The organism is Arthrobacter sp. V1I7, assembly GCF_030817015.1.
Classification (GTDB): domain Bacteria; phylum Actinomycetota; class Actinomycetes; order Actinomycetales; family Micrococcaceae; genus Arthrobacter.
This window is the reverse complement of sequence record NZ_JAUSYS010000001.1, coordinates 1,396,741-1,409,115: the sequence shown is the minus strand read 5'-3', so window position 1 is coordinate 1,409,115 and position 12,375 is coordinate 1,396,741. Positions and strand designations below refer to the sequence as shown.

Below are 12,375 nucleotides of genomic sequence, written 5' to 3'. Positions count from 1 at the left end.
GGCCGGTTTTGCGGGTTCAAACCCGCGCTCCCAGCGCCTCAGCACGAGTAATTACTTTACCCGAGAGTTTCCCCGCGCACAAATCGGCCTCGCCGATTCGGCCCGAAAGTGGCCCACTTCACGCCGGGCGGGAGCAGCCCGAGCCTTTCGCGAAGCTCCCGCAGCGAGCCGACTTCGGGCCCGGTGTAATCCGGAGCCGGCGCCCCGCCGCGGTTCAGCCAGACGCCCAGCAGTCCTGCCGCCGTCGAGCCCTCCGCGTCGACCAGCCGGTTGTCGCCGACGTACAGCGTTTCGCCCACCCCGGTTCCGAGCCGGCGGACGCCCTCCAGATAGATGGCCGGGTCCGGTTTCGGCACGCCGAGCGTGTCCGTCCCGACGAGCACCCCGATCCGTTCCAGTCCGGCGGCATCCAGCTTGACCCGCTGGTAGTCGTGCACATTGTTGCTCACGGCACCGTACGGGATACCGGCCGCGTCCAGGGCGTCCAGCAGTGGCGGAACGTCGTCGAAGGCCCGGATGTAGCCGTGCTGCCGGCTCGCATAGGAGCTGACCCAGTGGTGGGCTTGCTCGCCCTCGTCCAGTTCGACGCCGAAGTGGCCCAGGGCCGCCCGGCCGCGCAGCAGGCGCTGCTCGTTGAAGCTCAGCTCCCCGGCGAGGTAGCGGTCGTAGAAATGCGTTGTTTCGCGGGTGAAAATCCGCCCGAATTTCTCCCACCCGGACTGGTCCAGCTCGGGGAGAAGATGCTCGCTGACGTCGCGCAGGGCGGCCGTCATCGCGAATTCGAGGTCCACCAGGGTGTCGTCGATATCGAACAGGACCCCGCGGACGACGCCCAGGCCCCGCGCCAGGACGCCGCTTCCGGCCTCTGAGGTGTCCATCAGCCGCGGAAGGCCCGGAGGCGGGCCAGCGAGGAATCCTTGCCGAGGATGACCATGGATTCGAACAGCGGCGGGGAAATACGGCGGCCGGAGATGGCGGTGCGGACCGGGCCGAAGGCGAGCCGTGGCTTGACGCCGAGGCCCTCCACGAGCGCCTCTTTCAGAGCGGTCTGGATGTTCTCCGCGGTCCAGTCCTCAATCGGCTCCAGCGCGGCGAGGGCGGCGTCGAGGACCTCCGTGAGGTTCTCCGGCAGCCCCTTGCGGGCGTCGTCCGCGACGTCGATCCCGGCGTCGTTCTTGAACAGGAAGGCGAGCATCTCGGGTGCTTCACCCAGCAGCGAGATCCGTTCCTGGATCAGCGGTGCCGCCTCGGCCAGGATCTCCTCCTGGCGGGCGGTGAGGCTTTCCCCGACAAGCCCGGCCGTGCGCAGGTACGGAACGAGCCGGGCACGGAAGTCCTCCGGATCGAGCATCCGGATGTGCGTGCCGTTGATGGCCTCGGCCTTCTTGATGTCGAAGCGGGCCGGGTTGGCGAGCACGTCGTTGACGTCGAAGTGCTCGATCAGCTGCTCGACGGTGAAGATGTCCTCGTCGGCGGAGAGGCTCCAGCCCAGCAGCGAGAGGTAGTTCAGCAGGCCCTCGGGGATGAAGCCGCGGTCGCGGAGCAGGAACAGGTTGGACTCCGGGTCGCGCTTGGAGAGCTTCTTGTTGCCCTCGCCCATGACGTAGGGCAGGTGTCCGAAGACGGGCAGGTAGCTCGCGACGCCGATGTCCATCAGCGCGCGGATCAGCACCACCTGGCGCGGGGTGGAGGAGAGCAGGTCCTCGCCGCGGAGCACGTGGGTGATTTCCATCAGGGCGTCGTCGACCGGGTTGACCAGGGTGTACAGCGGTGAACCGTCCGCGCGGACAATCACGTAGTCCGGAATGCTGCCGGCCTTGAACGTGATATCGCCGCGGACCATGTCCATGAAGGTGACATCCTCGTCCGGCATCCGCACGCGGAGCACGGGCTGGCGGCCCTCGGCCCGGAACGCGGCAATCTGGTCTGCCGAGAGGTCCCGGTCGAAGTTGTCGTAGCCGAGTTTGGGGTCGCGTCCCGCGGCCCGGTGGCGGGCCTCGACTTCCTCCGGCGTGGAGTAGGCCTCGTAGGCGTGGCCGGCGTCAAGCAGCTTGGCGACGACGTCCTTGTAGAGGTCCAGGCGCTGCGACTGCCGGTACGGCTCATGCGGGCCGCCGACTTCCACGCCTTCCTCCCAGGTGATGCCGAGCCATTTGAGGGCCTCGAGCAGCTGCTGGTAGCTCTCCTCCGAGTCGCGCGCCGCGTCCGTGTCCTCGATGCGGAACACGAAGGTGCCCTTGGTGTGGCGGGCGTGGGCCCAGTTGAAGAGGGCCGTGCGGATCAGGCCCACGTGCGGGGTGCCGGTCGGCGAAGGGCAGAACCGGACACGGACCGGGGTGTCGGGGGTGACCTCGCGGGTCACGTCACCGGTCACTTCACTGGTCACTTCAAACGGGGCGGAGCTGGAGACGGCGTCGGGCGCGGCAGGAGTAGTCATAGTGACTCCAACTTTACCGCCTGCCCGGCGCGCTTCAGCGGCGGACTGCCCCGCGCTTGGTCCGCCAGCGAAGCAGCGCCCGCCCAAGGTAATAGAGGCCCAGGGTCAGACCGACCCCAATAAAGGCCAGGCCCAGCCATTGCGGGCCGTCGAGCCACTGGACAACCCGCGCCGCCATCGCGAAGGTGCCGATGGACCCGAGGGCGTAGAACAGGAAGGAGTTCCGGCGCCGGGACCGCAGCGGGACCCTTCGCCATCCGCCGGCATTCATGGTTTCCGCGCCCTGCTTAGCGGCGGACGACCGGGTTGGAGAGACGGCCGATGCCCTCGATCTCCACCTCGAAGCGGTCGCCCGCCTGGACCAGGCCGACACCGGCCGGGGTGCCGGTCATGATGACGTCGCCGGGCAGCAGGGTGAAGGCCTGGGAGACGACGGAAACCAGCTCGCGGACGCTGCGGATCATCTGGCTGGTGCTGCCGTCCTGGCGCAGTTCGCCGTTGAGCCGGCCCTGGATCTGCAGGTCTTCGGTGTCCAGTTCGGTCTCGATCCACGGCCCCAGCGGCGCGGAGGTATCGAAGCCCTTGGCCCGTGCCCACTGCAGGTCGGTCTTCTGGACGTCGCGGGCCGTGAGGTCGTTGCCGCAGGTGTAGCCGAAAATGACGTCGTCGACCCGGTCTTCGGGGACGTCCTTGCAGATCCGGCCGATCACGACGCAGAGCTCGGCTTCGAAGGACACTTCCTCGGAGAACTCCGGCAGGATGATCGGGTCGTTGGGGCCGATCACCGAGGTGTTCGGCTTCAGGAAAAGCAGCGGCTGCTTCGGGACCTCGTTGCCGAGTTCCTGGGCGTGGTCGGCGAAATTCCGGCCGACGCCGACCACCTTGCTGCGCGGAATGATCGGGGCCAGCAGGCGCACGTCTTCCAGTTTGTGCTTGACGGCAGTCCGCTCCACGCCGTGGAAGAAAGGGTCGCCGTGGATGACGGTGACTTCCTCACGGCCGGACTCACCTTCAACAATGCCGTAGAGGGGATCAGAATCGACTACAAACCGGGCGATACGCATGGGTCCAAGCGTACCGTCTCGCTAGGGCATGCTGCCGCCGGAGCGAAGGTAGTGCAGCTGGGCGGCGACGGAGAGTTCCGCGGCCGGCCGCACATCGGGATCGACGGCGGCGTAGACGGCGTCGGCCACGTCGGTCACCTCGGCCCCGGAGCCGAGGTCCGCGAGGGCGGAGCGGATCTGGGCGAGGCGGTCCTCGCGGTGGTCCCGGTAGGCGCGGACGATCTTGTCCAGGGCGGGCAGCATCGGGCCGTGGGCCGGCAGGACGGTCGCCGGGCCCAGTTGTTCCAGCCGGTCCAGTGACGTCAGGTAGTCGCCCAGGGTGCCGTCGGGGTAGTCCAGGACCGTCGTTCCCAGGCCCAGGATGGTGTCGCCGGTGAGGACCGAGCCGTGGGCGCCGTCGCCCGGGAGGTGGAAGCAGACCGAGTCCGAGGTGTGGCCCGGCGTCGCGAGGACCCTGATCTCCGCCCCGGCGGCGTGGATGACTTCGCCGTCCACCAGGGGGCTTCCCCCATAGCAGTGGGCGGGATCGGCGGCGCGCACGGGTGCCCCGGTCAGTTCGGCGAACCGGGCGGCGGCGGCCGTGTGGTCCGCATGCCGGTGCGTCAGCAGGATGAGCTCGACGACGCCGGCCTGGGCCAGTTCCTGCAGGTGCTGCTCATCCGGCGGGCCGGGGTCCACGACGACCGTGCCGGCAGCTCCGGGCGCCGCGATGACATAGGAATTGGTGCCGTGCAGGCTCATCGGCCCCGGATTCGGGGCAAGCCGGAAACGCGTCAGCGCCGTGCTGCGGACAACGTCGCGGGAGTCTTCGGGGATCACAGTTCCATCTTCCCACCGAACCGGCAGCCACACGAGCGGCCGAGCGGCCAGGGCCTTCCGGCCGGTCGCCACGAGGCGGACATAACGACGGCGGCCCCGCACGTTCGGTGCGGCGCCGCCGTCGTTCAATCCGTTGGCCGCTTAGGCGAGGCGGGTCAGCCAGCCGTGAGTGTCCTCGACGGTGCCGGTCTGGATGCCCAGCAGCTTCCCGCGGATGGCCATGGTGGTCTCCCCCGCGGTCGCGTCCTCGGAGCCGATGAATTCGGTGTCGTCCTTGAGCACGCCGATGGGGGTGATGACGGCCGCGGTGCCGCAGGCGAAGACTTCGGCGATGTCGCCGGAGGCCACGCCGTCCCGCCATTCAGCCAGGGTGATCTTGCGTTCGGTGACCTCACGGCCCATGTCCTTGGCGACCTGGATGACGGACATCCGGGTGACGCCCTCCAGGATGGTCCCGCTGAGCGCGGGGGTGACCAGTGAGCCGTCCTTCATCACGAAGAACACGTTCATGCCGCCGAGTTCTTCAACGGCGTTGTCGTTGAAGTAGTCCAGGAACAGGACCTGCTTGCAGCCGTGGGCCTCGGCCTCCTGCTGGGCAATGAGCGAGGCTGCGTAGTTGCCGCCGCACTTGGCGGCGCCGGTTCCGCCGCGGCCGGCGCGGGCGTATTCGCGGGAGATCCAGATGGAGACGGGCTTGAGTTCGCCGCCGAAGTAGTTGCCGACCGGGGACGCGATCACGCGGAAGGACACCTCGCGGGCGGCGCGGACCCCGAGGAACGCCTCGGTGGCGATCATGAAGGGGCGCAGGTAGAGGGCTTCGCCGTCGCCGGCGGGGACCCATTCCTTGTCCGCCGCGACGAGTTCGCGGATGGCGCCCAGGAAGTACTCCTCCGGCAACTCGGGGAGGGCCAGTCGGCGGGCGGACCGGTTCAGCCGGGCGGCGTTGGCTTCGGGGCGGAAAGTCCAGATCGAACCGTCGGCGTGGCGGTAGGCCTTGAGTCCTTCGAAGATTTCCTGGCCGTAGTGCAGCACCGCGGCGGAAGGATCCAGCGAGATCGGTCCGTAGGCCTCGACGCGCGCATCATGCCAGCCGCCCTTGCCCTCGGCGTCGGCGCTGTAGTCGACGATCGCGGTGTGGTCGGTGAAATAGTTGCCGAAACCCGGGTTCGCCAGGATGGCAGCACGTTCTTCAGCGGACTTCGGGGTTGCCGAAAGATGCTGGGTGAATTCGACGCCATGGGCAGTCTGAGTCATGGTTCCTCCACGGTCGGCTGCCTGGTGTGTGGACGTGGTTCATCGTCGGACCACGGCAGCATGTTGGTGATTCGAAACAAGCTTACGCCCGATGCCGGGGGCTTCCGGCTGGGCCCGCCGGGCCGTTCCTACAGGGCGGCGGCGATGGCATCGCCGATCGCGCTGGTGCTGCGGACCGCAGTGCCACGACCGGCGACGTCGGCGACGACGGCCGCCTCGATCTTGCGGGCCGCGGCGGCGTAGCCGAGGTGGTCCAGCAGCAGCGCGGCGGAGAGGATGGCTGCCGTGGGATCGGCCTTCTGCTGCCCGGCGATGTCCGGCGCCGAACCGTGCACGGGCTCGAACATGGACGGCGCCGTGCGTTCCATGTTGATGTTGCCGGAGGCAGCGAGGCCGATGCCCCCGGTCACGGCGGCGGCGAGGTCGGTGATGATGTCGCCGAAAAGATTGTCCGTGACGATCACGTCGAAGCGGGCCGGGTCCGTCACCATAAAGATCGTGGCGGCGTCGATGTGCAGGTAGTCGTGGCTGACCTCGGGGAACTCCTGGGCCACGGCCTCCACGGTGCGCTTCCAGAGGTGCCCGGCGAACACCAGCACGTTGTGCTTGTGTACGAGGGTCAGTTTCTTGCGCGGCCGGTCGTTGGCCCGGCGGAAGGCGTCCCGGACCACGCGTTCCACGCCGTGCGCGGTGTTGAGCGAGACTTCGGTGGCAACCTCATGCGGGGTGCCGGCGCGCAGCGTGCCCCCGTTGCCCACGTAGGGGCCTTCGGTGCCTTCGCGGACCACGATGAAGTCGATGTTCCCGGGGTTGGCGAGCGGGCTGCCGACCCCCGGGTATAGGCGTGAAGGCCGGAGGTTGACGAAGTGGTCGAGGCTGAACCTCAGTTTCAGGAGCAGTTCGCGTTCGATGATGCCGGAAGGGATCCGGGTGTCGCCGGGGGCCGCCCCGACGGCGCCGAAAAGAATGGCGTCGCGGGTGCGGAGGTCCGCGAGGGTCTCCGCCGGCAGCGTCTCCCCCGTTTCGAGCCAGTGCTGTGCACCGAGCTTGTAGTGGGTCTGCTGCAGCACGATCCCCTCCGCCGCGGCGGCCTTCGCCAGGACCTTCAGGGCTTCGGCCGTGACCTCGGGGCCAATGCCGTCGCCGGGAATAACGGCCAGATCAATCGTGGATGCGCTCATGTTTTCAGCGTAGCCAAGTCATCCACATACTGGTCAAGTCGTCTCATCATCCGGTCCACCCTGTGGACGCTCCCTCACCTCCGGCAGGAAGAAACGGGACGCTCCCGCACCTCCGATGCGGAGGTGCGGGAGCTTCCCTCGAACCGCTGCACGACCTGCGGGAGCGTCACCCGAACCACTGCAGGACCTGCGGGAGCGTCGGGCGAACCACTGCACGACCTGCGGGAGCGTCCCCCGAATCACTGCAGGACCTGCGGGAGCGTCCCCCGAATCACTGCAGGACCTGCGGGAGCGTTCCTCGAACCGCGGCACGACCTGAGGGAGCGTCACCCGAACCGCTGCAGGACCTGAGGGAGCGTCGGATGGGACGGGAGCGTCGGGAGAAGCGGGGCGGCCTACGCGTCGGCGGGTTCCTCGTACTTGGGGAAGACCGGGGCGGGGGCGGGCAGGGCCGTGCCCGCCACGATCGGTTCGGCGATGGCGGCGAATACGCGCGCCTCCCCCTCGGGCTGGCCGAGCGTTTCCAGGATCGCCGCCGTCGCCGTCGGCATGACCGGCTGGGCGAGGATCGCGACGATCCGGAGCACCTCGAGGGTGACGTACAGAACCGTGTTCATGCGCTCGACGTCGGTCTTCCGCAGCACCCAGGGGGCCTGCTCGGCGAAGTAGGCGTTGGTGTCGCCCAGGATGCCCCAGATCGCTTCGAGGGCGCGGCTGAACTCCTGTTTCTCGAACGCGGCACGGGAGAGGTCCAGCAGCCCGTTGGCCTGGGCCAGCAGCGCGGTGTCCTCGGCAGTGAACCCGGCCGGAACGGGGACGCGGCCCTCGCAGTTCTTGGCCACCATGGACAGCGAACGCTGGGCCAGGTTGCCGAAGTTGTTGGCGAGGTCGGCGTTCATCCGGCCCACGATCGCATCGTGGCTGTAGGAACCGTCGGCGCCGAAGGGCACTTCACGGAGCAGGAAGAAGCGGACCTGGTCCAGGCCGTACTGGGCGACCCAGTCAGCGGGCGCCACCACGTTGCCCAGCGACTTGGACATCTTGACGCCCTGGTTGTGCAGGAAGCCGTGGATCATCACGCGCTTGGGCAGTTCCAGCCCGGCGGACATCAGGAAGGCGGGCCAGTAGACCGCGTGGAAGCGCGAAATGTCCTTGCCGATCACATGGACGTCCGCCGGCCAGTACTTCTTGAAGGCCTCGGACCCGGTGTCGGGGAAGCCGACGCCGGTCAGGTAGTTGGTCAGCGCGTCCACCCAGACGTACATGACGTGGTCCGGGTTGCCCGGGACCGGGACGCCCCATTTGAAGGAGGTGCGGCTGATGGACAGGTCCTCCAGGCCGCCCTTGACGAAGCTGACGACTTCGTTGAAGCGGTTGTGGGGCGCGCCGAAGCCGGGGTGGTCCGCATAGAGGGCCAGCAGCCGGTCCTGGTAGGAGGCGAGTCTGAAGAAATAGCTTTCCTCTTCGGTCCAGCTGACCTCGGTGCCGGTTTCGGTCGCGTAGCGCAGGCCGTCGGCCTGCACCTCGGTCTCGTCCTCGACGAAGTACCGCTCGTCCCGGACGGAGTACCAGCCGGCGTACTTGGACAGGTAGATGTCCCCGTTCGCTTCCATCCGCTCCCAGAGGGCCTTGGCCGCCTCGTAGTGGTCCGGGTCGGTGGTGCGGATGAAGCGGCTGAGGGAAATGCCCAGGTCATCGCTCATCTGGCGGAACGCGGCCGAGTTGCGGTCGGCGAGTTCCTTGACCGGGATGCCTTCCTTCTCCGCGGTCTGCTGCATCTTGAGGCCGTGCTCGTCCGTGCCCGTCATGAAGAAGACGTCATAGCCGTCCAGCCGCTTGAAGCGCGCCATCGCATCCGTCGCGATGACCTCATAGGCGTGGCCGATGTGCGGCACGCCGTTGGGGTAACTGATGGCCGTGGTGATGTAGAACGGGGTCTTTTCGGTTGAAGTCACTGTTTAAACCTAGATCAGTTCGGTCAGGGTATCGCTCTGGCGGACAAGTTCGTGGTCATGTGAAGCGACCAGCACCGCGATGCCGTCCGAGGTGGTGTCCTTGAGGATGCTGATGATGCGGTTGGCCGCGGAGCGGTCCAGGCTGGCGGTGGGTTCGTCCACCACGAGCACGCGCGTGCCCAGGATCAGCGCCCGGGCGATCGCCACACGCTGGCGCTCACCGCCGGAGAGCTGCGCCGGGCGGTGGCGCATCCGCCGGCCCAGCCCCACGAGGTCCAGCAGATCCTTGGCCATGTCGCGGCGCTTGTCCACTTCGCCGTCGGGAACGGCGGGGAGCAAGACGTTCTCCAGGGCGCTCATCCCGTCAATCAGGGCGCCGCCCTGGTCGACGTAGCCGATCAGGGCCCGGCGGCGGTCGGCGATTTCGTCGTCGCCCATGCTTTCGAGCGAGTCGCCTTCCCAGAACACCCGGCCCGACGTCGGCAGGGTCAGGCCCGCGCCGACGGTCAGGATGCTGGTCTTGCCGGAACCGCTGCGGCCGGCGATGCAGTGCATCTCACCGGCATGCAGCGTCATGTTGAAATCATCCACGACGTTGACGGCTTCGGCACCGCCCTTGCCACCGCCGTAGTGGATGGTGATGTTGCTCAGTTCCAGCGGCGTGGCGTGGTCTGCCGCCTTCACGATCGTGTTGGCGCGGGTCTTGTGGCCGCCCCGGCGGGTGCTCTGCGTCATCCTGTCGTGAGCCGCCCGGTCAAGGTTCAGATCGTTGTTCATCGGACCACTTTCGTTGCAATGGGAATCCAGCAGAGTACGGCCACGAGCCCGGCGACGGCGGCCCAGAGCGCGGCATAGGGGGCGAGGAGCAGTCCGACGCCGAGGGCGCCGACAACGCCCAGCGGCAGTGCGACAGCACCCACCATGGCGTTTTCGAAGAACCGGACCTGGCCGAGCATGTCGGGGTTCCAGCCCATCGCCTGCAGGGTGCCGAGGTACTGGCGCTTGGCCTGCAGCTCGAACCGGCCGGTGACCATGGTCAGCAGCAGTCCGACGGCCACGCCCGAGAGTCCCAGGACGATGCTCGGCAGGGCAATGCTGGCCGCGGCCAGACCGCTCAGTGCGCTGGCTCCGGCGGCACGGGGAATGTCGATCAGCAGCGCGGTCAGTCCGCCGGCCGCCGCCCCAAAAACGCCGACCGCGACGGCCAGCGAGATCGAGTTGAACTTGTTGGTGCTCAGCTGCCGGTTGGCAAAGGTGAGCGGCGAGTCGACGGCGATGAGGCGCTCGTCGTGCTGCGGTTCCTGGTCGATGACCTCACGGTGCCGCAGCTGCTGAGCGGCGAAGAAGGCGGCGCCTACGTAGAGCGCCACGACAGAGGCCGAGACGATCGCCGTTGCCGGGTTCCAGCTGACCAGGCTGAGGACGGTTCCGGCGATGGCCAGCAGGGCCGCGCCCACGCCGAATTCGGCCAGCACCCAGGAGCGGATCCTGCGCTGTGTCCAGCCCATGGCACGGAGTGTCCCGGCCTCGCTGCGGCGTTTGCGGACGTAGCTCACGGTCGAGGCGCCGGTCAGCAGCGCAGCGCCGCAGAGGGTGATGAACAGCAGGGTCAGGTTGGTTGCGGTCAGGGATGCGGACACGGCGTCGGCGGCGTCCTGGCGGACCCAGGACTGCTGCACGCTGCCGAGCGGCGATTCCTTGCCGGCGTCGTCCTTGGCGTAGCCGGGAACGAAGATGCTGGCGTCCTCGCGGGCGGAACCGGCGACGACGGTGGCCTGCAGGCCCATGTCGCGGATTTCGCTGGCCAGCTTTTCCACCTCGGGCTGTGCCTCTTTCCAGCTGCCGGGCACCTTGGCCCGGACCCGCACGGCATCGATCACGTTGGCGTTCGCTTCGAAGCCGCGGGCTGCGGCCAGGCCGTAGTAGTCGGTGATGGCGCCGGCGGACTGGCTTGCCAGGCCGGTGGCGCTCAGGGACGGCTTGAGTTCGGTGTTCTGCACGTCCTTGCCGGCGGCGTCCTTGGCCAGCGTGAACGGCGTCGGATCATAGCCGCCCAGGGGCAGGCGGTTGACGTCGCCGGCGGCCTCCTTGACCTGGTCCGCGTCGAAGGTGCCGTAGACCATGGCGAGCGGGGTGGCGAGCTTCTTGCCCGTCTCGAGGTTCTCCCGGTAGGACCGTTCGTCGACCGGCTCGCGCTGCGTCTGGTCGACGGCGTCGCCGTTGGCGGCCTTCTCGGGGAGACGGTTTACGGTGACCCATTCGCCCGGGTTGGCGCTCTTGTCCACGGCTCCGTTGCCGGCGGTGTCGCCGTCGGTGTACTTGGGGGCGGCGGCGAAGTTGGTGCTCCAGGTGGCCGGGTTGTAGAGGCCCTGGCTGAAGCTGCCGGTGTCGCCCATCAGCTGCGTCAGGTCGGTGGAGCCCGGCCAGGCCAGCGAGAACGGGGACTTGGAGACGAACGGGAGGTAGTCCTTGTCCAGCGACCGGGTCACGGTGCCGACGTCCTTGGTGACGTTGCCGGAGCCGTCGATCTCCTCGATCTTGACCGAGTACTTCAGGTCAAGCGTGGTGCCGGAGCGGACAATCAGCGGGATGGCCTGCGAGTCGGCGGTCAATTGGCCGCTGCGCTTCGCCTGCTGGTACTGCGTCATCAACGGGGCCCAGTACTTGAGCTTGACGCCGAGGAAGTCGGGGCCTTCCTTCAGTTCGTCCATCCCGATGCCGGTGGCGAAAAGGCTCTCGAAGTGGCGTCCGATCGCTCCCGCGTTGCGGGCGTCCGCCGGCGGTGCCTTCTCCAGCGGCGCCAGGAAGTCACCCGCCGCGCCGAGCAGGGCGCGTTCGGAGGCGGGATCGACGGCGACGACGGATTCGGTCACCTGGGGCGCCTGCGGCAGCGACACCGAGAGGTTGAAGAGGTTGTGCTCGGATCCTCCGGCCGGGGCCGGGAACTTGATGCCGGTTTCCCCCGCCGGTCCCTCGATCCGGACGTTGTTCCCGCCGGCTACCTGCTCTTCGACGAGCTGGGCCTTGCCGAGTGAGCCCTCGGCCATCGTCTTGAAGAGCGTCTGCTCCGAGTGCCCGTCCGAGCTGACGGCGCTGGCGGTCAGGCGGTACTTCTTGGCGGCATCGGAAAGGACCGACTCGGGGGCGGGCCATTTGGCCGGGTCGGTGGCGGTCGGATCTCCGGCGGTGCCGGCCAGTCCGGCGTTGAAGCCGAGGTAGTCGGTGGCTTCCAGGCGCGGGGACTCCAGGTTCTGGATGACGCGCGAGACCAGGCTGATCGGGGCCGCCACGGACGTGCCGGACAGCTTACGGATGCCATCGAGCTGCTCGAAGCTGACGCCGCCCTGGCCGGTGGCGATTTCCGGCTGCATCAGCCCGCCGTTGTCGTCGGCCTTGGCCTGGACGAGCACGTCGTACAGGCCCCGGGAGTTCTGGTCAACGGTCCGGTTCAGCGCAGCCTGGGACTGCCCCTGAACGAGGACCGAAAGGCACATGGCCACGATCAAAATGGACGCGGTCAGCAGAAGCACTCGGCTTCTGATGAACCTCTGGACGGCGTTCATTGGGCTCCTGAAAGCTGGATTGCGTGTGCACACCGCAGTTCATTCCATTGGGAATTGAAGGCGTCCCCTGCCGGGTGTGCAAAAGTAAAGGCCGGACTGCCG

At 67.9% G+C, this 12,375-nt stretch carries 10 protein-coding genes; all 10 read right to left on the bottom strand.

The features are described from left to right. Positions 1–56 precede the first annotated feature (56 nt). The 10 genes from QFZ69_RS06615 to QFZ69_RS06570 all read right to left on the bottom strand — a co-directional run bounded on the left by QFZ69_RS06615 (position 57) and on the right by QFZ69_RS06570 (position 12,273). On the bottom strand, positions 57–878 hold the full coding sequence (locus tag QFZ69_RS06615; RefSeq protein ID WP_306999975.1) for an HAD family hydrolase: 822 nt from the start codon (positions 876–878) through the stop codon (positions 57–59). Continuing rightward, on the bottom strand, positions 878–2,437 hold the full coding sequence (gltX, locus tag QFZ69_RS06610) for a glutamate--tRNA ligase (RefSeq protein WP_306916526.1): 1,560 nt from the start codon (positions 2,435–2,437) through the stop codon (positions 878–880). Before gltX ends, QFZ69_RS06615 begins: the two co-directional genes overlap by 1 nt. Before the next feature lie 34 nt (positions 2,438–2,471). Then, positions 2,472–2,708, bottom strand: coding sequence for a hypothetical protein (locus QFZ69_RS06605; protein WP_306916524.1), 237 nt, complete (start codon positions 2,706–2,708; stop codon positions 2,472–2,474). 16 nt (positions 2,709–2,724) lie between these two features. Beyond that, positions 2,725–3,501: a fumarylacetoacetate hydrolase family protein gene (locus QFZ69_RS06600; protein ID WP_306916522.1), complete on the bottom strand. Its 777-nt coding sequence runs from the start codon at positions 3,499–3,501 to the stop codon at positions 2,725–2,727. Between the two features lie 21 nt (positions 3,502–3,522). Continuing rightward, positions 3,523–4,320: an MBL fold metallo-hydrolase gene (locus QFZ69_RS06595; protein ID WP_306916521.1), complete on the bottom strand. Its 798-nt coding sequence runs from the start codon at positions 4,318–4,320 to the stop codon at positions 3,523–3,525. Positions 4,321–4,461: 141 nt separating this feature from the next. Next, the gene (locus QFZ69_RS06590; RefSeq protein ID WP_306916519.1) at positions 4,462–5,574 is read right to left on the bottom strand and encodes a branched-chain amino acid aminotransferase; all 1,113 of its coding nucleotides are present in this window, start codon (positions 5,572–5,574) and stop codon (positions 4,462–4,464) included. Positions 5,575–5,702: 128 nt separating this feature from the next. Beyond that, a complete protein-coding gene (locus QFZ69_RS06585; RefSeq protein WP_306916516.1) occupies positions 5,703–6,755 on the bottom strand; it encodes a 3-isopropylmalate dehydrogenase in 1,053 nt (350 codons plus the stop codon). 395 nt (positions 6,756–7,150) lie between these two features. Next, complete coding sequence (gene metG, locus QFZ69_RS06580) at positions 7,151–8,710, bottom strand: methionine--tRNA ligase (RefSeq protein WP_306916514.1); 1,560 nt, start codon at positions 8,708–8,710, stop codon at positions 7,151–7,153. A 9-nt stretch (positions 8,711–8,719) separates the two neighbouring features. Beyond that, positions 8,720–9,445, bottom strand: a complete 726-nt coding sequence (locus QFZ69_RS06575; protein ID WP_306919622.1) for an ABC transporter ATP-binding protein — start codon at positions 9,443–9,445, stop codon at positions 8,720–8,722. 38 nt (positions 9,446–9,483) lie between these two features. Beyond that, a complete protein-coding gene (locus tag QFZ69_RS06570; protein WP_306916512.1) occupies positions 9,484–12,273 on the bottom strand; it encodes an ABC transporter permease in 2,790 nt (929 codons plus the stop codon). Positions 12,274–12,375 lie beyond the last annotated feature (102 nt).